This is a genomic window from Vibrio owensii, assembly GCF_002021755.1.
Taxonomy (GTDB): domain Bacteria; phylum Pseudomonadota; class Gammaproteobacteria; order Enterobacterales; family Vibrionaceae; genus Vibrio; species Vibrio owensii.
Genome location: NZ_CP019959.1, coordinates 3,490,735 through 3,517,544, shown reverse-complemented (window position 1 = coordinate 3,517,544; position 26,810 = coordinate 3,490,735). Strand labels below are relative to the sequence as shown.

The window sequence follows — 26,810 nt, the reverse complement described above, 5'->3', positions numbered from 1 at the left end:
AGCTTGGTCGAAGTAGGATGCTTCGACCAAGCCAATTCGATTTAGGTCACAAGGATAGTATGAGTAAGATTTATCACTCAGGTTGGCAGACCCAATTTACACAGCTAGACGATAAAGATAGCGACTTTTTACAAGAGGCGCTCTCTTTACTGTCTCAAGTGTCTCGCTCCGCGCTAGACCATCCCGATGCGCTTATTACTCATATTTCGCGCCTAATTGCAGAGATTGACAATAAGCTCTCGAAACAGATGGATACGTTACTGCATCATCCAGAATTTGAGGCATTACAAACCAATTGGCTAGGGCTTCAAGGCTTAGCCACCCTGCCCGTTAATTACCAACGCACTCAACTCAAGCTACTCAATATGAGTTGGGAAGAAGTGTCTTCCGACGTCAATCAAGCCTACAGCACCAAAACGTCCGAGTTGTACAATAAGATTGGTAACCAAGAGTTAAACACCTTGGGCGGACATCCATTCGGTTGCTTGCTGTTCACACAGCCAGTAGCAGCAGATATGGATTTCGAATCTGACTACGATGATTTGTTCACTGTGGAGCTATTAAGCCGCTTGGGAGAATCCACGTTATGCCCAATGCTATTTGCTCCGAATCGCGATTTCTTTGTCGAATCAGGCGCAGACTGGCTGTCTGACATCAACCGAATCGAGAAGATCCTTGCTAGTCCTGATTACCAATCGTGGCAGTCCTTACGCAGTAAGTCCTCTGCGCGTTTTGTCGGTTTAGTGATGCCAGAAATGTGTATGCGTACACGTTATCAAAACGCCAAAGTGGGATTCATCTACAACGAGAAGCAAAACGGGCTTTGGGGCAATGCGGGCTTTGCGTTTGTATCCACCATTATGCGAGAGCATCAACGGGTGAGTTGGTTTGGCTTCTTGAAATCTCGTTGGAACGACAACAACCAAGGTGCCGTGGTCAATCAAAGCCAAAGCGATAGTCATTTTCTGATTCAACCACAAACCAAAGTGACCTTGTTTGGGCAACTGTCGACCTTCTACAGTCGAAGTGGTTTTATCCCTCTTACTAAGAGCCCTTTGAGCGATAAGTTTTACTTCAATGGTAACAATTCGATTTGGCACAACAGCGAGTCTGATAACGAGAAAGTCCTCACTCAAATCCAAACCTCGTTGATGTCTTGCCGTATTGCACATTATCTCAAAGTACAAGTACGCGAAATGATCGGTAGCTTCAAAACAGCTGCTGAGTGTGAGTTGTTCCTCTCTCAGTGGGTTGAAAAATTCTCTAGTAACGTTGCGTACGCCAACGAAGAAACCCTATCAAAATACCCTTTGAGTTTTGCAAAGATCAGCGTGTGCGACTCTGACCATCATCCGGGCAATTTCGTCTGTACATTGCGTATCGTCCCGCAGTATCAATACGACCATTTCAGTGGCGAAGTGGTGCTGACAACCGAATTGGATGAGGTGGCGTAATGAGTTTTTGGCGTACCTTTGTGCAAACTGCCCCTACGACTCGTCGAGATGATATCGAGGACATCAAATATCACCTGACTCGTCTGTTCGATTCGGAAGCGTCACTGATGAGCATTGATGATCGGTTAACCGAAGTGCAGCGCTCTAACTATCGTTTTGGCATCGAGGATGTACACCTATTGAGTGCCAGTCTCGACCACCAGCAATTAGCCCTCAAACTAGAAAACTACATTCGACATTTCGAGCCTCGTCTTAGCCAAGTCATGGTTGAACTTGTTGAACGTAAAGCGGGAGAAAACACCATCGCGTTCAATATTGTCGCCAAAGCCAAAACGGCACAGGGCGAAAAAGAGCTGATTTTTGATTCCAAGATTTCATTAAGCGACATGACCACCGATATGAAGGAGGATTTGTATGAGTGATCCTCTACTGCGTTATTACGAACAAGAGCTGACTTTTGTCCGTCGAGCCCTCGGCCAATTTGGTTCTGAACATCCAGAACACGCACAACGTCTCAATATTCATCAGGGACAAATCGAAGACCCAAGTTTGGCTCGCTTACTGGATGGTGTGGCACTGCTGAATGCCAACGTTGAAAAACGTCTATCTGAGCAAATCCCTGAAGTTGTCGAAGGATTACTTGGCGTACTCTACCCAAGTTACATTCAAACGGTACCAAGTGTGGCGTATCTAGAAATGAGCACAGACGCGCCTTCCACAGACAGCACGACGCTTCCCAAAGGCACACGATTTTCTTCCGAATCGCAAGGAAAAACATGTTTGTTCACCACAACGGATGAACTCAAAACGACGCCATTTGCACTGACTGACACCAAGGCAAGCAGCGCGCCCTTTGACTTCAATCGCCCACAAGGCAGCGAACAAACTACCGCCGTTATTCAGCTCACTCTGTCTACTGGAGATGATGATGTGCACTTCAGTCAATTAGCGTTAGAAGATCTCGACTTCTTCGTTCAAGGTTTCGAGAACAATGCGGATTCCTTGGTTGAACTTCTGCTCAGTGAAGCGCGTGCGATATCGATTTCCAACATCAATGGTGAGAACCACGCAGTCTTGGCTGCCGATCAACTCAAGAGCCGAATCAGCGATAAACAGTTTCAATTTCTGCCACAAAAAGGCAATCAATTTTCTGGCTACCATTTGATGAACGAATTTTTCTTCTTCAAAGAGAAACGTCAGTTCTTCCGTCTTAAAGGCTTTGGTGAAGCGTGTCAGCAACATGATTGCTCCACTGTGGTATTAAACCTGTTCATGCACTCTTTACCGATGGAGTTTATCCGTCTTTTCGACAACCAAGTGTTTAAGCTCAATGTCGTGCCTGCGGTGAACCTCTTCGAGCAAACGGGCGAACCAACCAGCTATGACCAACGTAGCCTGACCATTCCCGTTAATGCCGATGCGCATACCGATAATGAGATTCAAGTGGTCGACATTTTGGATGTGTTTGAGATTACGTCTAGCGGTCAAAAACTGCTGACGCCACTGTTTAAAGACAGTTACCAAAGCGACCCACATTGCGATTACTGGCAAAGCCGAAAGGAGTCCACAGGTGAACTGCGATTGGCGATCAGCCTAAACGCCAACCAAGAACTCGAATTCAACAAACTCTACGGTACTCGCCTTCTTTGTACCAATGGCAAACAAGCATGCACCATCAATGGTGAGATGACATGTTTAGAGCCGATAGATTTACCCGACGATTTTCATTCGCTCTACCCACCGTCAGCTCCAATAGAGCGTGAATCTGACGCTAATATGCACTGGCAATTTATCGGGCTACTGAACAGTAACTTCTCGTCTCTGCTGCACTCAGAAGATCCGACTCAGCAGCTTAAGCAAATGCTGCAATTGTGTAGCCGCAATCAGTTAGTAAGCGATGAAATTCAGATGATTCAGTCAGTAAAAGTGCGCTCACAAGTTTCATCGATGCGTATTCTTGGCAAGAACGTCTTCTCTCCGGGCACAGAGATTGAAATCACTCTCGATACCTCTGGTAACTATCTGACTTTCACCGATGTATTGAATCGCTTCTTCCAACAGTTCTGTAGTTTTGATCGCTACATTCAGCTCACAATTCGTCTTTATGGCAAAGATGGCATTGCGAGGCGTTACCCAAAAATCCACGGGAGCCAGCGCTCGATGTAGCGTGGAAGATAGATGATGTCGATGTTACTGATTAACGATTTAAAAGCGAACCCACATGAGTATGACTTTGCTCAAGCAATGCGATTGCTGATGCAAATGGCAAAACAGTCTGGGCACAAGCTGAAGTTAGAGCTTAAAGCGGAAGCCATGCCCCATGGTGATGCCGACGATATTCAATACTTTTCGTTCAGTGACCACAGCGCCAAGGTTCGTATTGCGCAGCAAGCACTATCTGGCGCACAAGGGGTTATCCCAAATTACATCTATGAGGAATTGTTGTTTGCACTGCATAACGACGATCACGCACTCAAGGACTTTTTAGACGTATTCAATCAACGCCATTTTGAACTTGCCGCGCAACTAGAGCTCGCTCCTCACCTTTTGGTGCAGAAAGAGCTGGCAAAAGAAAAAACCGATTTACTCAAACAACTGGCGAACCTGAAACGCGAACACGGTGCGCTGTTCCAGTATTCACTGCTGTTCGCTCAAGGACATCGTAACTTAGAAACGTTAGAGCAGATTCTCAACGACTACTTCCCTTACCAAATCGATGTGTCGACTAAGAGCCATGAACGTCGCCAGTTACCCGCTAGTTCTCTTACCCGTTTAGGACAGAAAGACGACTATAACAGCGGAATCGGACAGGGTTTCCTCATTGGTAAAACGTGCATGACTTACAACCAACATTTGGTGGTGAGTATCCAGCCTGCCAACCGCAAAGAACTGCATCAAATTCATAGAGATACTCAGTTGGCGAGCCACATGCGCCAGCTCATTCAACATTATTTACGAGACGCCACGCCGATTTCTATTTATCTCAACGTTAAGCGTGCGTATCTCGAAAAACCAAGGCTGTCTACTCAACCAGATCAAGCCGCGAAATTGGGTGAAGTGGATTGCCTCGCCCCAGAACGTAAACCTACAGAGCGGATTCGGATTCTTCTGAAGTAGCTAGGTAGACACCGCGACGACAAAGAAGGTTATCGCGCAAAAGACAAGGATAAGGTTATGACACAAGTAACGCTGACAAATTTAGTCGCCAAGTTATCGCCAGAATTAAAACGCGCATTGGAAGCCTCTGCGGGTGCAGCCATGAACCAAGGCGTTGCTGCCATCGAGCCGGAACATTGGTTGCTCACGCTATTGAATCAGCAAGACTCTCATTTAAAAACGCTGATTGAAAGTCAGAAGATCAACCAAGATCAACTTGCCAGTGAACTAGCAAATCGCATCGAGCGCTTACCAAAAGTACAAGACAGCCAGCCAACGCTCAGCCATGCACTGACTGAACTTCTCAAAGACGCTTGGATGATTGCCTCCGTTAACTATGGGCATGGCGAAATCATCAGTCTGCATCTCGTTCAAGCGCTGCTACAACAGAACGTCATGGGCGTATCGAGCAAGAATCTCGAATCTCTACAAAACGTGTCGACCGAGTCCCTGCAAGGTTTAATCAACAAAACGCCGGTTAAGCGAGCAACACAACAAAGCACAGGTGAAGCAAGTTCAGCCGCAAATACAGCAAGCGCGAACGACGCATTAAGCAAGTACACCATCAACCTGACTCAACAAGCGATTGAAGGCAATATCGACCCGATTTCTGGGCGTAATTCTGAAGTGAGAAAAGCCATCGACATTCTTTGTCGTAAACGCCAGAACAACCCTATTTTCGTTGGTGAACCAGGCGTGGGTAAAACCGCTGTCGTTGAAGGCTTAGCGCTGAGAATCGCAGCAGATGAAGTGCCAAGTGCGCTGCAAGGCGTTCAACTCCATTCGCTTGATTTAGGGCTATTACAAGCAGGTGCGAGCGTAAAAGGCGAATTTGAAAATCGCCTTAAAGACGTCATCAATGAAGTGAAAAACAGCGATGTACCAATCATTGTATTTATTGATGAAGCACATACGCTGATCGGCGCTGGCGGTGCAGCAGGACAAAATGATGCTGCCAACTTATTGAAGCCGGCTCTTGCACGTGGTGAGTTCAAAACCATTGCCGCAACAACATGGGCAGAATACAAAAAGTACTTCGAGAAAGATCCTGCTTTGACCCGCCGTTTCCAAGTCGTCACGGTAGAAGAGCCAAATGCAGAAGATGCCAAACAAATGCTGCGAGGCATTGCGGCTTCATTGCAAAAGCACCACGGCGCTTTTATTACAGAATCAGCCATTGATGCGGCGGTTAACCTATCTATTCGCTACTTACCTTCTCGCCAATTGCCAGATAAAGCGATCAGCCTACTCGACACGGCTAGTGCGCGTATTGCGTTAACTCAAGGTGCAAAGCCAGAAGTGATAGAAGCGTTAGAGCAAACCATTCGTTATCAACAGAACGAGCAGTCTGCTTTGGAGAAAGAGTTTGATTTATTCGGCTCAGGCGCAGAAGAAATTGCCGAATTGAAGCAAGAAATCACTATCAATCAATCTCAATTAGCGGACTACCAGACGCGTTGGGAACAAGAGATTACGTTGGTTGATGAGATTAAAGCGCTTCAACAAAGCATCACAGAAAGCGAAACGCCGGACGAAACTCAGCAAAGCCAGTTGAATGCCCTTCTCGACCAATTGCACGAACTTCAAGGCGAAGAGCCGTTAGTTAATGCAATGGTGGATGATTCGACCATTGCTCAAGTCATTTCCGGTTGGACAGGCATTCCCGTTGGCAACATGATGAGTGACGAAATCGCTCGCCTATTGTCACTGGAATCAGAGCTGGATAAACGCGTTATCGGTCAAAACGTGGCGAAGCAAGAGCTGGCAAAGGCGATTCGAATCTCACGCGCTGGCTTAACCGGCAACCGTAAGCCAATCGGTGTATTCTTGATGTGCGGTCCAAGTGGTGTCGGTAAAACAGAAACCGCCATGGCACTCGCGGAGCAACTTTACGGAGGCAGCAACGATCTCACGGTTATCAACATGACCGAGTTTAAAGAAGAACACAAAATCTCAATGTTACTTGGCTCGCCTGCTGGTTATGTTGGTTTTGGTGAAGGTGGCGTGTTAACCGAGGCGATTCGCCGTAATCCCTACTCTGTTTTGCTTTTGGATGAGATGGAAAAAGCGCATCCGGGCGTTCATGATCTCTTCTATCAAATCTTCGATAAAGGACACATCAAAGACAGCGAAGGTCGCACGGTGGATTTCAAAAACACCTTAATCATTATGACTTCTAACGCCGCTGACCAAGCGATTTGCGATGTGTGTGATGAAAACGCCGAACGCATCAGCAACGATGAACTGCTTGAAGCGATTCGTCCCGATCTACAACGTTACTTCAAACCTGCATTCTTAGGGCGTACCACCATCGTGCCTTATTACCCACTCAACGATGATGAGCTGGCGAAGATCACCGAAATCGCGCTAAACCGCATTCGCAAAAAACTGGCAGAACAGTATCAAGCGAGCTTTACGTGGGATGCAGGTTTCGTGGATTTGGTTGTCAGCAAAAACACCGATCCTACGACAGGTGGTCGTGCGGTTGAGCAAATCATTAACCGCTCTTTGATGCCGAAATTGGCAGAAGAATGCATCGCACGTCTGAGCGCACAACAACCAATTAGCCAAGTGACGGTCACCGCTGCGTCGACGCCACAGGGCTTTGAACTGGATATTCAGTAGTAATGAATCATGATGTTTAGAAGCGTACATTCACCCCATCTCGTCACCACCTCGATTCTTGTTCAAGAGGCGGCGGTCAGCTGTGGGGTGAGTCTTTTCCGCAAAATAACCAAGCTGGTTTCATCGCTGTTTATTTTGCTTGGTGCCCTATTCTCGTTCGAAGCATGGGCGCAAGTTTGGATTGGTCCCGACCGATTGCTGCTTGCGACCCACAAATGGGCACCGTACCAAACTCACCAAAATCAAAACATGGATGGGTTTGCGCTCAACCGCGTCAAATGTGCGCTGGGCGAAATGGGACAACCTTACCAACTGACCATGACGGAATGGTCTGACGCACAGCTCCACGTACACAGTGGTCAACAGCACGGCTTTTTCGTCTCGCCGAAAACCAGAGAGCACGACAGCTACGCAACGTTGTCTGCTCCTATTACCGAGCAAAAGTTGCGTTGGTATTTCGGCCCCGGTGTAGAGCCTAAGCTTGATGATTTGTCAAAGTTGAACCTTAAGTTCTCGGCAGAATTTGGCTCAAGCACATGGTTTTGGCTGAAACGTAATGGATACAACGTCGTTAAGCAGCCACGAGATGCTAAGGTTTTACTAAGGCTTTTAAAACAAAGAGAAATTGACGTCGCACTGGAAGATGAACGGGTGTTTCACACCGAAATCAGCCAAGCCTCTCTTCCAAGCGATTACTTCTATTCTCAAGTATTCGAAACCAAGCCCATGGGCGTGTATTTCTCTAACCGCTTTTTGGAAAAATATTCTGGTTTCTTAACCGCTTTCAACACAGCGTTGGCTAAATGCGAGGGATAACAAGTGGCGATCAGCATACATTTGATTTCTGTACCCTCTGAAGAGGTGGTGACTTCAAGAGTCATCTATCTGCCCGAGTCTGGCGGGCAGTTTGGGCGTTCTGCTTCTTGTGAAGTGGCATTGCCCGATCAATCAAAACGCATCTCGCGTATCCACGGACAAATTCGTCTCACTGACACAGGTTATTTGGTTAAGAGTACTGGCAAGAACCCAGCTCGCCTCAACGATAAAGCCATGGTGAGAGATAAAGATTACTCACTCAACGATGGCGACATTTTAAAGATCGAAAGCTATTCAATGTTGGTATCAACACTCACGTCGAGCAAAGCGCCTGTCGAAGAGCAATCCGATGACCTCTTTGCGACCAAGTTCGACCTGCAACTGGAAGACAATGTCGATTTTCTCGATGAAGGAGATATCGTCGAACCCGTGAAATCGGAAGTTCATTACTCTCACCAAAATGTAATGAGCGATGACCCCTTCTCCTCCGACCCGTTTGAAGACATCGACGATGACGAACTGGCGGATCACTTTGAAGTGGATGAGGTGTCGAAACAGCAGCAAGCAATGGAGCGTTCTACGGAGATTGAGTATCTTCCGGGAGACCACCTTCCAACGTCAGAGCTGGAAGCCTCCATCGAAAAGCTGATTACGATTACCGAGAAGAATCAACAATACCTTCGCAACCCACCGCTTGCACATGATGCTTTGTTTGATGCGTTGGACAAAACACTCGATCAGTTCCTCAATGAGTTCGCGCCAAACCAACTAGAGAATCAATTTAGTGAATTTGTGTCTGGCGGATTGTTCAGCAGCAAAGACAAGAAGTATTGGAAAATCTACCGCAAGCACTTCCAACATCGGCAGGACAACGGTGATTTTCGTCGCCAGTTCAAAGCGATGTTTATGGAAAATATGCAAAAGCAAAGCGAGGAAAGCTGATGAAGATTTGGCTTAGTTTACTCGCTTTCGCTTTGGTGGGATGTTCATCTGACCCAACACCGGTTGTGACGCAATATCAATTGGCGGTGAGCGCCGAGAAGACGATTAACCCAAGTGTTAACAACAGTACTAATCCCGTAGTAGTACGCTTGTATCAACTGACCGATGCACAGCAGTTTAAGCAATTGCCGTTTATCGATTTGTACAACGATGACGTGAGCCTATTGGGCGCAAACTTGGTGTCGAAACAAGTTCTGCCCGTGGTGATGCCAGACAGCAATAGCAAACAAACCTTAGACATCAACAAGACGACTCAATACATCGGCGTATTGGTGGAATTTGCCGAATACGATGCAAGCACGGCGACGGTAGTGACAACCACGCCTCAGGAAGAAGAACAATATATCCAGTTAAAGATCAGCGGTAACAAAGCAGCATTGCAAACCGTGACACCAGATTCGCCTTGGTGGGATGTCTTTTAACTCGATTCAGTAGATAGGGAAATCACGTGGACGCATATAAAAAAGTCGTTTGGCAAGAAGGTATGTTCATTGCCCCACAACACTTTCAACAACAAGACAGATACACACAAAACTACGTCAGACAAAACGTCGAAACGCTTGCTGGTTATGCCCCTTACTATGGTGTGACCGACTTGGTGATCAATCACGATCTACTTAAAATTGGCAAGCTTTCCGTCTCTTCTAGCGCGGGTTTGTTCCCAGATGGCACGCATTTCGAACTGAAACGCGAAGTCGCCAGAGATGTGCCGCACGGTACGATTGAGAAAATGGCTTACTTAGCGCTGCCTGTTTCTCTGCAAGGCAATAATGATTACGCCAATGATGAATCGGAACAAAGCCGCTATCTCACACGCACTATCAATGTGTTTGATACTTCAACCTCTGAGAATGCCAGCGTTGAGGTAGACGTCGCACAGCTCAATATAGCGATAAAACTAGAAGGCGAAGACACTTCGGGCTTTACCCTGATTCCTTTCGCCAAAGTATTGGAATGCAGTGAAACGGGCGAAGTGATGCTAGACCGTTCCTTTATTCCTGCGTGTTTGCATTATGGTGCATCACAGTTATTGGTTGAGCGTTTGAAAGAGATTCATGCCCTCACCTCTAACCGTGCCACCAGCTTGCTCAAACGTATTCAAGCCGGACAAGGGCAAAAGAGCCCACAGTCGATGATGCAGGATTACCTGTGGCTGCAAACACTCAACACTTGGCTTCCGTGGTTTGATTTATCTTTGTCGAATCCAAAGTTTCAAACCCATCAGCTTTATTTGGAGCTACGCAAGTTTGAAGCGCAAGTCATGGCATCTACACCCGCGATTCCAGAACCGTGTCAGCCGTTAGATTTCCATCGTCTGTATGATTGCTTTAATCCGCTTTTTTCGAATCTGCGCAATATGCTCACGCTGGTTCAACAAGACTCTGTGATTGAGTTTGTCTTCGATACTTCATTGTTTGAACGACGACGCTTGCTGCGCACGTTGGTGAAAGATGGTCACAACCTGTCCGATCGCCGATTCGTTCTAAGTGTCCGTTCCAATATCAGCAGCACCGAGCTTAACGAATTGTTCCCTGCAGCAGCGAAACTCAGCAGCAATAACAAAATTGTCGAGATTGTGCGTAATGCCCTTTCTGGCGTGCAACTGACGCCGCTTCCTGTTGCGCCAAGTGAACTAAAACCGATGCAAGGTACAGCGTATTTTGAAGTGGATACGTCAGACCGCAATTGGTTAGAAATGATTGAAAACCGCGATGCACTGGCGCTGCACGTCGATACACGTGTTGGCGACCTAGAAGTGATGCTGTACGCACTGAGGTAGTAAGTTATGAACTATTTGGATGAAGATACCTTAGTTTGGGACAGCAGCGAAAACGACTTCGTAAGTAAAGACACCGACATGCCAGACGTAAAGTGGCATTCGGTCAACGCTGCTCAAGCCAATATTGGGTTCTTACATCATTTCGATAAAGCCGAGAATCAGCTGATCAACATCAGTTCTGAGTTACTGGCTGTCACGCTCAAGATCAACACTTTACCGGAGCCCGAAGACATTACCACGCTCAGGCATCAACTGGTGGCTTCCATCAATGAGATTAAAACCAAAGGCGCCGAGTTGACCTACCCAGTCGCCGTGATCGACAAGCTTTGCTTCCTGTATGCCGTGGTTTTGGATGAGTTGATTGTCTACACCGATTGGGGTGAAAAACGCGGATGGGAGAACAAAACCCTACTCAGTGAACTGTTTGGTATGCGCAACGGCGGTGAGCTTTTTTTTACTGTGGCTGAGAAAGCAGCGCGCCAACCGCACAAGCTGATCGACTTATTAGAAGTGGTTTATCTGTTTCTCAATATCGGGTTTAAAGGTCAGTACCGCGAAACGGGCAGCGAACAGCTAAAGAGTTTTACCTACCGCTTAGAGCAGATTTTAAGTCAGTACCGACAAGCCGGTGGAATCTATTGTCATACTAAGGTTTCGGTGCCTAAAACACGTAAACCAACGCGCAAGAAACGTTACCTTGTCACCACATTATTTTTCCTAACTATCATTGGTTTGAGCGTTGCTCTGACCTATTTCTGGTACAACAAAACCAAACCACAGCGGGCACGAGATTTTGTCCAGCTTGGTGAGTACAGCCAACGCTATATTGAATCTGGTCGTGCGGAAGACATCGTTTATGTCAGCACTGACGACGATTTAAAAGGCAATAAAGTCGCGGTAAATACCACTCAACCACCTCGTCCAGTCCCGAGCCAACCAAAAGCCGTGACGCAACAAGCGAAAACTTCCACGCCAGAGACGAAGAGCGATCCAGTCTCGAGTCTTGCAGCAGACACTGATTGGCTGGTGCAGCTTGCGACCTTCTCTAACCTTAAAAACGCCGAGAAGTTTATCGCCCAGCTGCCGACATCCAACTATCAACCTGTCGCGGATAACATCAATTCATACGTTCGCGTCATTGTTCGATGTGACAACTCAGAACAAGCGAAAACCATCAATAACTGGTATCGAGAGAATGCCAACGTCAACGGCTTAGTGGTGCATAACAAAAACAATCAAAGCGAGGTTGAGTCACAATGACGCAAGACAACCCAAACACACCGACAAGAAAAAAGGCAATCATTTGGAGCCTTGTTACCCTTCTGCTTCTGGCAATCTTAGGCGGCTTACTGACTTGGTTTGTTGCGTATCCTGATTTCTTATGGACAGGCGTCATCACGACAACCATTGTGGCACTGCTCTCTGCTGGGCTTTGCTTTTGGTTAATCAACCACAAGGTGAAAAAGAGTCTTGAGCAAGACCAAGAACGTGCATTAATTATCAAACGCTCTAAGTTACTCGCCTTCCACTTCAAGAAAATGCTCGGCGTACAAAAACGTAAAAAGCGCTTAACCAGCCGTTACGATCAACCGATTTATCTGTTACTCAGTGATAACCCAAGCAAAGACAAAAGCATCATCACGCAGATGGGTTACGAAGCTTATAAGGTGGATGACTTTGGTAACGACATTGAGTTTCCAATTCTATTTTGGCTCAGTGAACACTCAGTTCTGATTTCCGTCAGCATGGGCGAAGATCAACAACCGCTTTACTTAAAAACACTGTGCCAGTGCCTAAATAAATGGCGTCCGAGACAAGCGATTAACGGCTTGTTGCTCACCACAGAAATTGAACAATTAGTTGGCAATAGTGAGACACTTTCACAAAAAGCCGACCAATTGAAATCGCAAATCAAAGCATTCAATCGTTCATTTGGTTTGAACTTACCTGTCTACAATGTCCTAACCAACATGGGACAAGTGAGCGATTTCTGTCAGTTCTTTTCTGCATTTGATGAGGCGAGACGCAATGAAGTGTTCGGCGCCACCAGCCCAGTACAAAAACATGGTGGCATAGACGCCAATTGGTTCAATGACGAATACGACCACCTCATTGGTCAGTTAATCTCGAACATGAGCAACGCGTTGGGAGCGCAACTTAACCAAGATTTCCGCAATGCCATTTGTGGTGCGCCATACCAATTTGGTCTGCTTAAACAGAATTTGTGGCACTTCTTACAGCGTTTGCATCGAGGTGACCAATACACAGATGGGCTCAACTTCCGCGGCTTCTACTTTACCCACAGTGGCAGTGATTTCGCACAGCATGATTTACTGGCGAACGTGGTCAATCAGTCCCTCGGCAATGAGCAATATCAGCAACACCAACAAATGCCTGTTCAACAAACCTTGTTTGCTCAGCATTTGATGTCTCATGTAGTGCTAAATGAAAACACTTTAGTCGGGGTTAACCGCCATAAAGAGAATTGGTTGTGGTTCAGCCAAACCGCCTACACCCTAATTTGGCTCGGTTTATTGATTGGTACACTGACGATTCTCAAGCTCGACTTCGATTATCAAACCAATCGTGAAGCCAAAGCCGATGGCATGTTAGAGCGTTACAAAGAAGCGATCGCAGCACAGCCATACAGCAAAGAAGATTTGGTGGGCAACATTCCAAACCTGTACACCATGCATCGCATTTACGCGTTATATCAGGAGCCTGAACCTTGGTATACATTGCCATTCCTACCGAATGCGACCATCAAACCAGAAGTTGAAGCGGCTTACACCAAAGAGCTGCAACAAGTGCTGATCCCTTCTATGGCGCACACCATTGAGAGCGACTTGTATGTGTATGTGAACTTGGAAGATCAAGCCAGAACACTCGAATTGTTGAACGACTATCGACTGTTGTTTGATAAAAATCGCACCAACATTGAAGAGCTCAAAAGCTACTTCCTAGCAAACTTAGAGCATCAAGGCGAAGCGGACAAAACCAACGTTGCTCAGCTCAAAGTGTTGCTCGACGATGTGTTTAACCAGCACTTGGTGGCGACAACTGCCAATCAAGAGCTTGAAGGGCTGGCGAAGCAAGTCATCAATCAATCCAACATCGAGACGCTACTCTACCAACACATTTTGAACGATCATGCGTACGAGAAGCGCATCGATGTGCGTAAAGAACTTGGCTCCAACTTCAACCAAATATACCAATTCAAACCTGGTTACGTGGGTTACTTCGTGCCTTACTTGTACACACCGACTGGCTTTAACGAGTTGGATCTTTCGGTGGAATCCCCTCTTCTTATCGAAGCGTTATCCGCTTATGAAGGCATCGCAGGGCAAGCACCAAGCGCGCTAGAGATGCATAGAATCAGCCACGATTTAAAGCGCATGTACCAGAACGATTACATCAATTATTGGCGCGATTTTATTAACAGCATCGAGGTGAAAACCATTTCCGGTTCTGAGCAGTTGAATGCCAGCTTGAACGTGCTCAACAATGCCTCAAACAATCCAATGTCTAAGCTGTTTACCACCATCAGCAACTACACTTCGGTTCTTCTACCTGAGCCAAAAGATGCGAAGAAGAAGACCGATGAAGAGATTGCCGATGCTGCGCAAGACAACGAGAAAAAGGAATCAGCTCGCCAAATCACACTGACGTTTAACGATTTCCACAAACAAGTGACGCCAGATGATCAGGGTAAGAAACCAATAGATTCCGTTCTGGAAGGTTTTGCGAACACGGCTAAATGGCTCGATCAGTTCTACAAATCCAACACGCCAGACAAAGTGGCTTACGAAACGCTATCCGCCGGTTTAAAAGCGCAAAACCCTGTCGCACAGTTGGCGTCACTGACCGATTCCCAGCCAACGCTATCCGGTGAAGTGATTGACTACGTGACAGTGCAAACCAATGAGTTAGTGATGAACTTAGCTCACCAATACCTTAATAGTATGTGGAACAGCGAAGTCTACCAGCCTTATGAAAACACCATCGCGGCTTTCTACCCGTTTAAGAAAAGTGCCAACAGCGACGCAAGCACGGCGGATGTTGCTGCCTTCTTCAAGACAGATGGCACATTGGACACCTTCTATCAAACCATGTTGAAAGGCTTCTCGACAGAGCAACGTGCGCCATTTATGTCCGGCTTACTGCCAAATACTGGCTTTGCGTTAGATCCTGCGATTTGGCTGATGTTTGATAAAGCCAAAGACATTCGCTCTGCCCTGTTTTTAGCTGACCCGAAAAACGTTGCGATTCAATTCCAGATGAAACCAACAGAGATGAGCTCGGCACTGACTGAGTTTTCCATTCGGGCTGAAAAACCGATTTTCACCTATCAACACGGTCCGATGCTGTGGACACAACAGAGCTGGAAAGGTGATTCTGTCGCACAAGATGCACTTACAGTGCGCCTACAAAAACAAGCAACGCCGATTGCCAATGAGCAGTTTAAAGGCAGTTGGGCATGGTTCCGCTTGATTGAGCCGCGCGTCACTTCAACCTCTTCGCAAAGTACCCAACTTGAGTTTGATTACAATGGCGATAAGGTTCGCTTAACGATTAAAACTCAAGGTCAGAACAATCCGTTTGTGCCGAATTTCTTTGCGGGCTTTGTGTTACCTGCGAGCATTTAGTGATGAACACGTTCGCCAACCAAACCTTGTTTAGAGCCTGTGGCGTTACTTATGTAGCGCCTTTGAGCGAAAACGTGTTTCAGTGCGAGCACAAGCTTTATGGCACTGTGGCGATCAAGGTAGCGCGAAGCTTGGCTGAGAAACGGGCTTTGATGGCGGAAGCGGACTTTCTATCCAAATACGCGTCGGATTACTGGGCAAACTTTCATGGTTATGGCTCGCAAAACCACGCCGACTGGTTAATGAGTCAATATCTGGAAGGCAAAACACTTAACGCGATAGAACCTGATTTATTACCTCAAGATTTAATAACCAAGCTTGAATTCGCTTTGCTCAATCTACACAAAACGGGTTATCTGCATGGCGATATCAAGCCACATAACGTCATCGTGACGCCAAAGAACCAAGTTCGGCTTATCGACTTTGGCAGTGTGATTCGAGTTGCTGCTAAATACCGAGAGCATTCACATACAACCGTTAGCCGAGCCTATAGTGCGACCCGCCCTTTTTTGCGTACCGGTCAGGCAAGTAAGAACGATGATTTTTATGCCTTAGCAATGACCTTGCTCAGCTGTCACGATCAACATCCCTTTGCTGGTCTCTCGCTACAAGAAGCGGCAGAACTGCTACCTACCCCTAGCAACATTGATTTACCAGCACGCTACCAAGTTCTGATACAAAAAGAGTGGCAACGAATGCGCCACTCTTTGAAGCTGTAGGGATTCAACGCTCTATGCTCTCTGGGTTACGCGTCCGATGATTTGGACTTCAGATACTTCTCAATATCCACCTCATCAACCTGTTCGGCTGGCATAAACTTGTTGGCATAGTCACGGTAAACACCGCTTTCTAAGAACAACAAGAACAAGTCCATATCCAAATGCTCATCCAACGCCATCTTGTACATGATGTCGACCGCAACGCTCACTGGCTTGGCTTTCTTGTAAGGTCGATCACCTGCGGTTAGCGCCTCAAAGATATCCGCAATCACCAAGATGCGTTCTGGGGTTGACAAATCTTCCGCACTCAACCGACGCGGATAGCCTGTGCCTTTCAGAGTCTCATGGTGGGTCGAAGCGTAACGCGGCACGTTACTTAACTCCGGAGGGAATGGCAGTGCCCCCAGCATTTTGATGCCACTGATCATGTGCTCGTTAATTTTGAAGCGGTCTTCTGGTGTTAACGTCCCGCGGGAAATGGTCAGGTTGTACACTTCACCTAAGTTATATTGATGCTCTGGTACTTGCACCTTAATGCCATGTTCTGGTGCAAATTCCATTGGGCGAACGCGCTCGATAATATGGTCAGGTTTATCCGCTAAAAGGTTTTCGACCACGGGTAGCGTCACGTCTGATTTTGGCTTAATCATTTCTTCAAACGGAGAAAGACCAAGATGATCATCATAGTGACGCAACCAAGTTTGTTGGGCGATTTGTTTAATGCGCTCAATCTTATCGTCACTCATGAACTCACCACCCACGTTGGCGTTGGCAACAAATCGGAAGTCCTCATCCAACTGCGCAACTCGCTGGTCGAACTTGGCTCGCGCCTCTTCTTTTGACAGTTCACCAGTAGATATCGACTTCCACATTTCCACTTCAGCGTCTCGCCTTAGTACTTCGAAACGAGTGCGAATTTCATTGATGCGGTTGTAGTTGGCTTCTAACTTAGTACCTTTATCAACGATGTGCTCTGGCGTGGTGATCTTGCCACAGTCATGTAACCAAGCCGCGATACGGAATTCACGTCGTTCATCGTCATTGTTGAACTTAAAGTCTTTGAACTTACCGGTGTCGCACTTCTCTACTGCCTCTGCCAACATCAAGCCAATTTCTGGAACACGATTACAGTGCCCCGCAGTATAAGGAGACTTGTCATCGATCGCTTGCGCAATAAGGCGAATAAAGGCTTCAACAAACTCTTCTTGCTGTTGCTCGTGATGCTGAATCTCTTGCGTCATTTCGGTGACCGAATCGGACAAATCAGAAACTTCTTTGATACGCGTTTCTACCGGGACGAGTTTATCAAACTGACGATCCTTGATTTTGATGGTCTCTTTTCGCAGCGCAACAATTGGGCGCACAATTGGCGAACCCACTCTCCACGCCAATGGGAAGAGAATCATCATTGCGAACGCCGTAATAGCAATCGCTTTAGACAATCGACTTGTCACCGCATCAGTCACTACTTGACCAGAAACGATCACAGCAAAGTAATCGCTCGTACCACGAGTAGAATGCAACTTGGTGAGATAGAGAAATCGACTTTCACCATCAATGGTCACTTTGTTCATTAGGTCGTGTTTGTCTTTTTGAATCGCCAACTCGTAGACCTCGGGATACGGAGCAAAACTCCCCCTCCATTGATGAGGTTTGAGCCACTTCTCTTGCAACGCTACTTTTTGTTCTGGTGAAATTGCCGCGATCGCTTGGTTGATAAGCTCAACCACGTCTTTGTCTTTCTCCTTCATAAACAGAGAAAACTCCAAAGGTGGCGCGTCGAGCAACCCGACATGAATATTGGTCAGCTTCACCAACCGCTTCATCTCAACCATGGTTAAGTAAGTGTCTACAAGGTACTGAATATCTCCCATGTGCAGCGCTCGTTTTGCCAAATCGAGATTCGGTTGTTCGATAATATTCAGTGACGGATAGCGTTCAAGTAGCCATTCTTTCATGCCAAAACCCGCCACCACGCCAATACTGTCGTCACCTAATTCCGTCAATGACTTAGGCATTAGATTGGTCGTTTTCGTCGCAATCGCAAGCTGCCCGATGAACAGAGGATCACTTTTGATCCCTAACTCTGACGGTGTGCCAAGCACAGGTTGGAGGATATCAATCTCTCCCTTGCGATATTTCTTTTCCAACTCTCTTGAGCTAAAACCATTAACGAACTCTAACGTCATGCCCGTTTTCTGCGAAACCAGATTGAGCACATCAACAGCATAACCACCTGGTTCGCCGCTCTGGGTGTAGTCGTAAGGTCCCCAGTCGTTTTGATTCGAAACCACAAACTCGCGGTCAACTAGCAAGGTTTTTTGCTGCTCGCTTAATGCCAAAAGCGATGAATCAGGAATATCAACTTCGTGAAAAACGTTGATGCTGGACGCGACCACTTCACCACGATTGTTGAATATAAACGCTTCAACACCATCATCTTTCTTCATCCCAAGTTCGGTAGCACTGATCTTTTCACTCAGTGAAGAAAGCACCGTATCTACGCCAATAACGGCACCTTTACTGCGCACAGAGTAAGACTGCCCGGTGATTTTTAAATGCTGAAACAGATAAGGATCGGTTTTGTAAACGCTGTCTCTTGAGGCACCCGCAAACCAAGGTCGGCGAGATGGATAAAAGTTACTTTTCTGTTCTGTTTGGCGGACAACCTCAAGCGATTCCGAGTAATACATGGTTTGCCGCACCCGCTCCTCGCCGTCACCTTTGATGGTGATGATGACCCAGCGCTCATTGGCGGTTGCCCCTATCTTTCCTCTAACTTCTGGGGACGATTCCAAATTGATGACTTGGAAGAAATACTCGTTGTTATTGGCAAAATAGATACTGTAAAAAACGGGGTTGTCGATGAGCGCTTGAACGAACACTCGTTGGATTTCATCCACACTGAATTGCGTATCACTGAAGTCCGCTACACTGCGCAAGATACCCGCGCTACTGGTCGCACTGGCATCAATTTGATGGATATGATTACTGACGTCTTTGGCGGTCATGGTTAAACGAGTCAGGATATGTTCTTCCGACATCTGTTTACCGAAGTAATACTGCATTCCGAGTCCAAGCAGCGCCGTTACCGCCGTAGCAATAACAAACAAACTCCCGACGGTGAATTTAATCGAAAATTTACGAGGGGTACCAGATTTAGTCTTCACGCGATAAAGCCCTCCGATGGCTTCAACAACAAACTCAGCAACTCGCTTTATCAAAGCAACCTGAAGCATATACTTTTCAAGTCTAGTAGATATTTTTCAGAGACTTGCGTCGCATACAAGCCAGAGATCACTTTTACGCAATAAAAAAGAGCGATACCGAAGTACCGCTCTTAGCTGATGTTTTTGGGAGGGTTAAACCATTGTGATTCAGTGAGAGAGATACTTTTGAATATCAACCTCGTCCACTTGCGTTTCTGGCATAAACTTCTTCGCGTATTCGAGGTAAACGCCGCTCTCTAGGAACAACAAGAACAGGTCCATATCCAAATGCTCATCCAACGCCATCTTATACATGATATCGATAGCCACACTCACTGGCTTTGCTTTCTTGTAAGGTCGGTCTCCCGCCGTTAATGCTTCAAAAATATCGGCAATCACTAGGATGCGCTCTGGAATCGACAAGTCATCCGCACTCAACTTACGAGGGTATCCTGTCCCTTTCAGCGTCTCGTGGTGAGTAGACGCATAACGCGGAACATTGCTTAGCTCTGGTGGGAACGGCAAGGCCTCTAGCATCTTAATGCCACTGATCATGTGTTCATTGATTTTGAAGCGATCTTCTGGTGTCAGCGTACCGCGAGAAATCGTCAGGTTATAAACTTCACCCATGTTGTACTGATGCTCCGGTACTTGCATTTGAATGCCATGCTCCGGCGCAAACTCAACAGGGCGAATACGCTTGATGATATGTTCTGGCTTGTCTTCCAACAGTTTTTCCCTAATAGGCAGCTGCGTGTTAGAAGCTGGCTTGTTCATTTCTTCAAATGGTGACAAACCTAAGCGGTCATCAAAGTATCGTAACCACGTTTTCTCAGCGATTTGCTTCACGCGTTCGATCTTATCTTCACTCATGAACTCACCACCAATGTTTGCATTAGCGATAAACTCAAAGTCATCGTTGAGCTGACGTACTTTTTCTTCAAACTCGGCTTTTGCGACGTCTTTGTCTACCTCGCCACGTAACAAGGCGTTTAGGTATTCGATCTCTAGGTCTCTGCGCAACACTTCAAATCGAGTGCGAATTTCATTGATTCGGTTGTAGTTCGCCTCTAGCTTGGTGCCTTTATCAACGATGTGCTCTGGTGTTGTGATTTTGCCGCAGTCGTGCAACCAAGCCGCGATACGGAACTCTCTTCGCTCAGCATCATTTTGGAAGGCGAAGTTTTTGAATTTACCGCTTTGACATTTTTCAGCCGCTTCCGCCAGCATCATGCCGATTTCTGGCACTCGGTTACAATGCCCTGCGGTGTATGGTGACTTGTCATCGATCGCTTGTGCGATAAGGCGAATAAAGGCTTCAACAAACTCTTCTTGCTGCTTCTCGTGTGACTGAATCTCGGCCACCATTTCCATCATTGCATCTGAGAGTTCATCAATCTCTTTTACTCGCGTCGTCATCGGCCACACTTTATCGAAGCGACGAGCACGGATCTTTCTCGTTCTTGCTTTCAGCGCGTAAATTGAACGCGTCATTGGTGTGCCAAGTCGCCAAGCAAGAGGGAAAAGACCTAACATGACCAAGGCTGTAAACAACAGCGAGTTAAACAAGCGCTTTGTTACTGCATCGGTGACGATTTCTTTCGGAATCACTACCGAAAAGTAGTCATCACCGCCACTAGAGCTTGAAATTGGCGTGACATAAACAAAGTAGTTTTGCCCTTCAATGCTTCGTCTCACCATGGTGTTGTAGTTAGACGTATCTTTCGACAGTTGAAATACTTCTGGGTATGGCACAAACGTTCCGCGCCAATGGTTTGATTCCAGCCATTTTTGCGTTAGCGCTTCTCTTTGCTCCGGTGTAATCGACTCGATGGCAAGGTTGAGCACCTCTAACAAACCCGCGTGCTTTTGGTTAATGTAAATGTGATAAGGCACAGGCTTCGCATCCAGTTTTCTTACCGTAACGGTCGATGTTTTCTCCAAGCCATTCAATTCATCCAACGTCAAATAGGTATCAACCAAATAAGGTATCTCGCCTTTCTCTAGCGCTTCTTTCGCATCACTTAAGCTTTCAAATTCAACGATGTTCAGCTTAGGGTAGTTTTCTTGTAACCACTCCTTCATGCCAAACCCGCAAACAACGCCCACTTCATCAGTGAAATTTTCAAGAGAAATAGGAATGAAACGTTGGCTTTTCCCTGCTATCGCCAAGTCTGCGGTGTACATGGTAGCGCTTTGCTCGCCGTACTCAGGCACTTCACCAGACACGGAATGCAGAACATCAATGGTGCCTCTCAAGTACTTTTTCGACAACGTGATCGATTCAAAACCATTGATAAAATCGAACTCTAAGCCGGTTTGCTGAGAGAGAATTCTCAACAAATCGACGGCATAGCCTTGCGGTTCACCGGCTTGAGAAAAGTCATAAGGTCCCCAGTCGTTTTGGTTCGAGACCAACAATGCCGGTGAGTTCATTACAAGCGCACGTTGAGGCTCAGTCAGCACTAAAGGTTCAGACGGTGGCACTTCGATATCGCGTTCTAGATCGATGTTCGACGCGATCACTTCACCCTTATGGTTGAAGATAAAAGACTCCGCCCCACTTTCTAAACTCATACCCAGTGCGGTTGACGCGATTTTTGAGTTCAGTGTCGACAGTTCAATATCGATACCGATAACATCTTTACCACTGCGGATCGCATAGCTCTGCCCCGTGACCTTCATATTTTTAAACAGGTAAGGCTCGGTCTTATAGACGTTTGTTTCTGTTGCCCCGATAAACCATGGTCTGCGGGTAGGATAAAATGACGTTTTGCTCGCAACGGTTCGATTCACATTAAAGTTGCTGTCCACGTACGACACAATCATTTGTCTATCCGGACCAATCCCAGTGGCTTTAGCGATGGCCCAGCGATCTACCGCATCGGCGCTCATCTTATCACGAATCGTTACCGAGGTTTTTAGGTTAATGATTTGAAAGAAATCGTCATTCTCGCTACCCACATACAAGCTTTGAATGAACGGGTTTTCATCCAAAACTTGAGCAAACAAGGTGAGAATTTCTTTTTCAGAAAAGTTGTGGTCAGACATAGAAAGAAAGCTCTTGAGCATTCTTGTACTGCTGATCGCATTGCTATCGACTTGGTGAATGTATTCACTTACATCTGCCGCTGCCGTACTCAACCTTGAGATGACGTGCTCCTGCGACATTTTCTGCCCAAAGTAATACTGCATACCCATAGCAAAGATCGCCGTAAGTGCCGTCACTAACATGAACATGCTACTTACAATAAACTTGATTGAATATTTACTTTTTAGCTCAGAACTGCGTTTCATTCTTGCGCCCCGGCATCACCATAAAGTGCCAAAACTGTCGGCTTTACATCACCATTTACTATCAAAATACTAAATAACCCCATACATAAGCGTAGACTTATACAACGTAATATTTGCTATCAATTTTGCAAAACCTATGTTTAAAACGATCCGATAAATAAGATTGTCCTTCACAGAACCAAATTTATTACTTGTTAATTGACTCAAATTGATGGTTAACAGCGATTATTTTTTGATGCATATCGCAAGCAAATCCATTCTTCAAAAGGCATTCACAAAACCAGACAACACCTACATCGACACCACCTTTCTAATAAGCTCAATGTTTATACTAGTGGGAATCAATACACACTGCTTGTCGTGAAAATAAGAAAAAAGCATCGCTTGTATTTGGATGAGAATAAGCACTGATAGGTTTTATCTGTTGAAACAATCGTTCATCTCAAATTTATCCTGAGCACTTCGCTCGCTACCATGTCACCTCTTTTGTGTTACACCCCATTTATAAGAAATCTCTATGAAACAAAAAGGATTCTCCCTAACAGAAGTGGTGGTTGCGGTTATAGTACTGGCGATCATTGGACTGTTTTCTGCACCTAAGATGATGCAAATGCAACGCGAGGCTCGAATCAATACCCTAGAAGCATTCGTTGGTGCTTTTCATGCTACCAATGAGGTCGTGATGACCAAGGCCAAAATACAAGGCGTTGAAAAGGAACCGTTGGCAAAACTGTCAGAGCATGACATTTATATTCGAATGGGTTCACTCGCGTTGGATGATTTTAACGTGGCGAATGCAATGGAAATCGATGGGTTCAATCTTGCCAATATGGGCTCGACGGAAACACCTTCATTGCTGGTCTATTTAGGTAAGGAGAAATCCCTACAACAAATCCGAGATTCGGGCTGTTTTATCAATATTCATCGTCCTTTCACGGCTTTCGATGTAGAAGGCATCGTGGCCATGGATGAGCTGAAAGTGAGTAAATTCTACGACTATTGCTAGCTCATCATTTTAGAGAGATTAGATTACCGGAAAGCCTTACTGCACATTAGGCGTATGCTTGCTAACGTCCTGTATGCCTTTGAGGTTTTATTATGATCGTTGTAAAAAAAGCAGACGCCTCCGACGTTGCGAAAATTGCCCCTCTTTACCTGAAGTATCTTGAGTTCTACCAAGTCGATGTTTCAGATAAAGATCCCGAGGCTTTTATCAAATCTCGCATTGAGAATGAAGAATCAGTCGTGTACTACGCGACTGATGAAAGTGGGCAAACGCTTGGTTTTGCGCAGCTTTATCCACTCTTCTGTTCGTTAGAAATGAAAAAGATTTGGCTTCTCTACGATTTGTACGTGGATTCATCCCAGAGAAAGCGAGGGATTGGTGAACGCTTATTGGAACAAGCAGACCTACTGGCGAAAGAGACTGACTCTGCCTTTGTTATGTTAAACACAGGCATAGACAACAAAGCCGCTCAATCTGTGTATGAGAAACACGGTTACGTACGCGATGTCAAGTTTTATAACTATGTTCACATGCTTAAGTAATCAAACCCAAAAGTGAGCAAATAGCGAAAAGCCGAGTTGTACTCGGCTTTTTATGTTCAACCTACGCCACTTTGTACTTGCTGATAGACAATCAAAAACAAACCTGCAAATACCGCTACCGTCAGTAATATCTTTAACCAAAGAAACTTCATGATTACCTACTCTTCTGGCGCATATTGGTCAAACACTTCTTGAGCTGTCATTTTCTTGCTGTGTGGCTGCAGATCATAGTACGCAGGCTTCTCATCGGTGAATATTTCTAAACTCAATTTGAAATCTGGCTCATTAAATAACCCGGCGGAAAGAATGTATTCATCCGTTGCCAATAAATGGTAATAGATGTTCGTGCCGCATTCAGCACAAAAACCTCGTACTGCCCACTGGGATGATTGATAACGTTTAGGCTCAGCACCACTAAATGTCACACCGGGGCCGCAATGCACCGCATGCAGAGGCCCACTTGACCACTTTCGACACATATCGCAATGACAAAAGCTCACTTCATTGTGTTGAGGTGCGGTCACTTCAATAGCGCCACATAAACATGTTCCTTTCATCGCTGTTCCTCCCTATTCAACCTCCATCATTATGGCGGTTTTAGACTCTTAATTGATGTGACCAACCTAGTCTTTCGCCACATTCTCCGGCCGGCATGTTTGCGTGAACTTTATGAACAAAATGTCGCTTATGCTCAATATTCTCTTTATCTACGCATTAGAGACATCACGTTAACACCTTATTAACCTTTAGCTCATCACTAGCGAGTCTCCCTACCTCGTTAGGAGAACAAATAATAAGACTCTTCAAAACAAGAGAGTCACCAACATAAGGAACGTGAAACATGTTAAAGGTACTCAAACCAACGCTCGCCGCATCCATCATTGCAGCCTCATTTTCTTTCCACGCTTTTGCTGCTGATGTTGAAAAACTCCATTTCCTAATCCCTGGTGGTGCTGGTGGCGGTTGGGATATGACAGCTCGTGGCACAGGTGATGTACTGGTTAAATCCGACATCGTTGAGAATGTCTCTTTCCAAAACCTCTCTGGTGGCGGTGGTGGTAAAGCCATTGCGCACCTCATCGAAACCGCTGAGCGCCAACCTGACACGCTGATGGTCAACTCAACCCCAATCGTTGTTCGTTCACTGACGGGTATCTTCCCGCAATCCTTCCGAGATCTGACGCCAGTAGCCGCAACGATTGCTGACTACGGCGCTATCGTGACTTCCGCAGATTCGAAGTACAACACATGGGAAGATGTGGTCAAAGATTTCGAATCTAACCCACGTAAAGTAAAAATCGCTGGCGGTTCTGCACGAGGCTCGATGGATCACCTAGTCGTCGCGGCCGCATTTAAAGGCGAAGGTTTTGACGCACGTAAAGTTCGCTACATCGCGTATGACGCTGGTGGCAAAGCAATGGCCGCACTTCTATCTGGCGAAACACAATTGCTTTCAACCGGTCTTGGCGAAGTATTAGAGATGTCGAAATCTGGTCAGGTAAAAGTACTGGCGATTACGGCACCAAAACGTCTAGACGCTGCACCAAACATCCCTACCCTGAAAGAATATGGCAATGAGACTGTGTTCGCGAACTGGCGTGGCTTCTTTGCCGCTCCTGGCACAAGCCAAGCCAAGCTCGACGAATGGAACGCGGCTCTGACCAAAATGTACAAAACGGACGAATGGCAAGTTGTTCGTGACCGCAATGGTTGGATTGACAACTACAAAGCGGATAAAGAGTTCTTCGCGTTCCTAGAAGAGCAAGAGCAGCAAATGGGCGATCTAATGCGCGAATTAGGTTTCCTGAAGAAGCAATAACTCCCATCCGAGTTTATGGGGTTAGCTATCCCTAGCCCCAGTTGTATTTGCACTCTAATTTCACCGTATATGGGCATTGTCGATAATCGACAAGTAAAAACTCCTTTGTTTATTGATTGGTAAACACTAAGTAACTCGACTAGCAGCGATGCGCTTAATTGTTAATGACTTAGTCCTTCTTCATTAACGCCCATATACGGTCTTTTCCTGTTGTTCTAGGAGTTGGATATGTCTCATTCAACCAATATTTTTACCAAAGAGAATCTGCTGTGCCGCGATCGTGTCGGCGCGATGATCTTTTTATTGTTTTGCCTATGCTATGGCTACCAAACCACGCAAATCCCTCTCTTTCCCGGGGATGAATACGAACCCTTCACGGCTCGCACCTTACCGACCATTCTGACCTACGTCGGGATTGGTTTAGCGCTAATGCTATTGGTCACTGGTCAGCCCGATAAACAAAGCGGCGCTGTGATGTCATTCAATTGGAAACTGCTCATCGCCTTTTTAGTTTTGATGGCGCTTTATGGTCTGGGTTTGACTTACATCGGCTTTGTATTAGCGACAGGATTCTTCCTACTTGCGGGCTTTTACCTTCTTGGCGAACGACGTAAATCGGTGTTGTTTGGAGCCTCATTCCCGTTCGTTATCGCGTTTTACTTGTTGCTCACTCAAGGTCTGGATATCTACCTTGAGCCTGGTCTGATTTTCACCATCTGGTAGTCAAAAGAAAGGACTG

19 protein-coding genes are annotated in these 26,810 nt (G+C 46.2%); 16 read left to right on the top strand and 3 right to left on the bottom strand.

Features of this window, described 5'->3' with window-relative positions; all coding sequences use genetic code 11:
- Nucleotides 1-59 precede the first annotated feature (59 nt).
- From A9237_RS16400 to A9237_RS16345, 12 genes are read left to right on the top strand one after another with little or no spacing between them, the layout of a single operon-like run.
- Nucleotides 60-1,454: a type VI secretion system contractile sheath domain-containing protein gene (locus A9237_RS16400; RefSeq protein WP_078608676.1), complete on the top strand. Its 1,395-nt coding sequence runs from the start codon at nucleotides 60-62 to the stop codon at nucleotides 1,452-1,454.
- Nucleotides 1,454-1,876: a type VI secretion system baseplate subunit TssE gene (tssE, locus tag A9237_RS16395; protein ID WP_005451929.1), complete on the top strand. Its 423-nt coding sequence runs from the start codon at nucleotides 1,454-1,456 to the stop codon at nucleotides 1,874-1,876. Before A9237_RS16400 ends, tssE begins: the two co-directional genes overlap by 1 nt.
- The gene (gene tssF, locus A9237_RS16390; RefSeq protein WP_078608675.1) at nucleotides 1,869-3,620 is read left to right on the top strand and encodes a type VI secretion system baseplate subunit TssF; all 1,752 of its coding nucleotides are present in this window, start codon (nucleotides 1,869-1,871) and stop codon (nucleotides 3,618-3,620) included. The genes tssE and tssF overlap by 8 nt, the downstream gene beginning before the upstream one ends.
- A gap of 12 nt (nucleotides 3,621-3,632) precedes the next feature.
- The gene (locus A9237_RS16385) at nucleotides 3,633-4,571 is read left to right on the top strand and encodes a type VI secretion system baseplate subunit TssG (protein WP_174574999.1); all 939 of its coding nucleotides are present in this window, start codon (nucleotides 3,633-3,635) and stop codon (nucleotides 4,569-4,571) included.
- 57 nt (nucleotides 4,572-4,628) lie between these two features.
- Nucleotides 4,629-7,235, top strand: a complete 2,607-nt coding sequence (tssH, locus tag A9237_RS16380) for a type VI secretion system ATPase TssH (RefSeq protein WP_078608674.1) — start codon at nucleotides 4,629-4,631, stop codon at nucleotides 7,233-7,235.
- A gap of 12 nt (nucleotides 7,236-7,247) precedes the next feature.
- Nucleotides 7,248-8,051, top strand: a complete 804-nt coding sequence (locus A9237_RS16375) for an ABC transporter substrate-binding protein (protein WP_237358436.1) — start codon at nucleotides 7,248-7,250, stop codon at nucleotides 8,049-8,051.
- 3 nt (nucleotides 8,052-8,054) lie between these two features.
- Nucleotides 8,055-8,993, top strand: coding sequence for a type VI secretion system-associated FHA domain protein (locus A9237_RS16370; protein ID WP_078608673.1), 939 nt, complete (start codon nucleotides 8,055-8,057; stop codon nucleotides 8,991-8,993).
- Nucleotides 8,993-9,475, top strand: a complete 483-nt coding sequence (gene tssJ, locus A9237_RS16365; RefSeq protein WP_005451918.1) for a type VI secretion system lipoprotein TssJ — start codon at nucleotides 8,993-8,995, stop codon at nucleotides 9,473-9,475. Before A9237_RS16370 ends, tssJ begins: the two co-directional genes overlap by 1 nt.
- 26 nt (nucleotides 9,476-9,501) lie before the next feature.
- Nucleotides 9,502-10,833, top strand: coding sequence for a type VI secretion system baseplate subunit TssK (tssK, locus tag A9237_RS16360; protein WP_009696959.1), 1,332 nt, complete (start codon nucleotides 9,502-9,504; stop codon nucleotides 10,831-10,833).
- Nucleotides 10,834-10,839: 6 nt separating this feature from the next.
- Nucleotides 10,840-12,093: a type IVB secretion system protein IcmH/DotU gene (gene icmH / locus A9237_RS16355; RefSeq protein WP_078608672.1), complete on the top strand. Its 1,254-nt coding sequence runs from the start codon at nucleotides 10,840-10,842 to the stop codon at nucleotides 12,091-12,093.
- Nucleotides 12,090-15,479 (top strand): type VI secretion system membrane subunit TssM, encoded by a 3,390-nt coding sequence (gene tssM / locus A9237_RS16350; protein WP_078608671.1) that lies wholly within the window; start codon nucleotides 12,090-12,092, stop codon nucleotides 15,477-15,479. Before icmH ends, tssM begins: the two co-directional genes overlap by 4 nt.
- Before the next feature lie 2 nt (nucleotides 15,480-15,481).
- Complete coding sequence (locus A9237_RS16345; RefSeq protein ID WP_078608670.1) at nucleotides 15,482-16,198, top strand: protein kinase domain-containing protein; 717 nt, start codon at nucleotides 15,482-15,484, stop codon at nucleotides 16,196-16,198.
- A 26-nt stretch (nucleotides 16,199-16,224) separates the two neighbouring features.
- Here the strand turns inward: A9237_RS16345 and A9237_RS16340 are convergent, their stop codons facing one another.
- On the bottom strand, nucleotides 16,225-19,368 hold the full coding sequence (locus A9237_RS16340; protein ID WP_078608745.1) for an HD domain-containing phosphohydrolase: 3,144 nt from the start codon (nucleotides 19,366-19,368) through the stop codon (nucleotides 16,225-16,227).
- Nucleotides 19,369-19,575: 207 nt separating this feature from the next.
- On the bottom strand, nucleotides 19,576-22,704 hold the full coding sequence (locus A9237_RS16335) for an HD domain-containing phosphohydrolase (RefSeq protein ID WP_078608669.1): 3,129 nt from the start codon (nucleotides 22,702-22,704) through the stop codon (nucleotides 19,576-19,578).
- 517 nt (nucleotides 22,705-23,221) lie between these two features.
- Here A9237_RS16335 and A9237_RS16330 point away from each other — a divergent pair.
- Together A9237_RS16330 and A9237_RS16325 are read left to right on the top strand one after the other, a co-directional pair.
- Nucleotides 23,222-23,710 (top strand): prepilin-type N-terminal cleavage/methylation domain-containing protein, encoded by a 489-nt coding sequence (locus A9237_RS16330; protein WP_078608668.1) that lies wholly within the window; start codon nucleotides 23,222-23,224, stop codon nucleotides 23,708-23,710.
- A gap of 92 nt (nucleotides 23,711-23,802) precedes the next feature.
- A complete protein-coding gene (locus tag A9237_RS16325; RefSeq protein WP_078608667.1) occupies nucleotides 23,803-24,252 on the top strand; it encodes a GNAT family N-acetyltransferase in 450 nt (149 codons plus the stop codon).
- A 158-nt stretch (nucleotides 24,253-24,410) separates the two neighbouring features.
- On the opposite strand, the gene A9237_RS16320 is transcribed toward A9237_RS16325, so the two are convergent.
- The gene (locus A9237_RS16320) at nucleotides 24,411-24,809 is read right to left on the bottom strand and encodes a GFA family protein (protein ID WP_039985485.1); all 399 of its coding nucleotides are present in this window, start codon (nucleotides 24,807-24,809) and stop codon (nucleotides 24,411-24,413) included.
- 284 nt (nucleotides 24,810-25,093) lie between these two features.
- Between A9237_RS16320 and A9237_RS16315 the strand changes: the two genes are divergently transcribed.
- A complete protein-coding gene (locus A9237_RS16315) occupies nucleotides 25,094-26,071 on the top strand; it encodes a tripartite tricarboxylate transporter substrate binding protein (protein ID WP_009704382.1) in 978 nt (325 codons plus the stop codon).
- Nucleotides 26,072-26,299: 228 nt separating this feature from the next.
- Nucleotides 26,300-26,794, top strand: coding sequence for a tripartite tricarboxylate transporter TctB family protein (locus tag A9237_RS16310; protein ID WP_005451900.1), 495 nt, complete (start codon nucleotides 26,300-26,302; stop codon nucleotides 26,792-26,794).
- The last annotated feature ends 16 nt before the right edge of the window (nucleotides 26,795-26,810 follow it).

Excerpts from the sequence above, each read along its gene's own strand:
- icmH (WP_078608672.1), top strand. The coding sequence starts at position 10,840 with ATGAACTATTTGGATGAAGATACCTTAGTTTGGGACAGCAGCGAAAAC.
- tssJ (WP_005451918.1), top strand. The coding sequence starts at position 8,993 with ATGAAGATTTGGCTTAGTTTACTCGCTTTCGCTTTGGTGGGATGTTCA.
- A9237_RS16345 (WP_078608670.1), top strand. The coding sequence starts at position 15,482 with ATGAACACGTTCGCCAACCAAACCTTGTTTAGAGCCTGTGGCGTTACT.
- tssM (WP_078608671.1), top strand. The coding sequence starts at position 12,090 with ATGACGCAAGACAACCCAAACACACCGACAAGAAAAAAGGCAATCATT.
- A9237_RS16335 (WP_078608669.1), bottom strand. The coding sequence starts at position 22,704 with ATGAAACGCAGTTCTGAGCTAAAAAGTAAATATTCAATCAAGTTTATT.
- A9237_RS16320 (WP_039985485.1), bottom strand. The coding sequence starts at position 24,809 with ATGAAAGGAACATGTTTATGTGGCGCTATTGAAGTGACCGCACCTCAA.
- A9237_RS16325 (WP_078608667.1), top strand. The coding sequence starts at position 23,803 with ATGATCGTTGTAAAAAAAGCAGACGCCTCCGACGTTGCGAAAATTGCC.
- A9237_RS16315 (WP_009704382.1), top strand. The coding sequence starts at position 25,094 with ATGTTAAAGGTACTCAAACCAACGCTCGCCGCATCCATCATTGCAGCC.
- A9237_RS16400 (WP_078608676.1), top strand. The coding sequence starts at position 60 with ATGAGTAAGATTTATCACTCAGGTTGGCAGACCCAATTTACACAGCTA.
- tssH (WP_078608674.1), top strand. The coding sequence starts at position 4,629 with ATGACACAAGTAACGCTGACAAATTTAGTCGCCAAGTTATCGCCAGAA.
- A9237_RS16310 (WP_005451900.1), top strand. The coding sequence starts at position 26,300 with ATGTCTCATTCAACCAATATTTTTACCAAAGAGAATCTGCTGTGCCGC.
- tssF (WP_078608675.1), top strand. The coding sequence starts at position 1,869 with ATGAGTGATCCTCTACTGCGTTATTACGAACAAGAGCTGACTTTTGTC.
- A9237_RS16375 (WP_237358436.1), top strand. The coding sequence starts at position 7,248 with ATGTTTAGAAGCGTACATTCACCCCATCTCGTCACCACCTCGATTCTT.
- tssE (WP_005451929.1), top strand. The coding sequence starts at position 1,454 with ATGAGTTTTTGGCGTACCTTTGTGCAAACTGCCCCTACGACTCGTCGA.
- A9237_RS16330 (WP_078608668.1), top strand. The coding sequence starts at position 23,222 with ATGAAACAAAAAGGATTCTCCCTAACAGAAGTGGTGGTTGCGGTTATA.
- A9237_RS16385 (WP_174574999.1), top strand. The coding sequence starts at position 3,633 with ATGATGTCGATGTTACTGATTAACGATTTAAAAGCGAACCCACATGAG.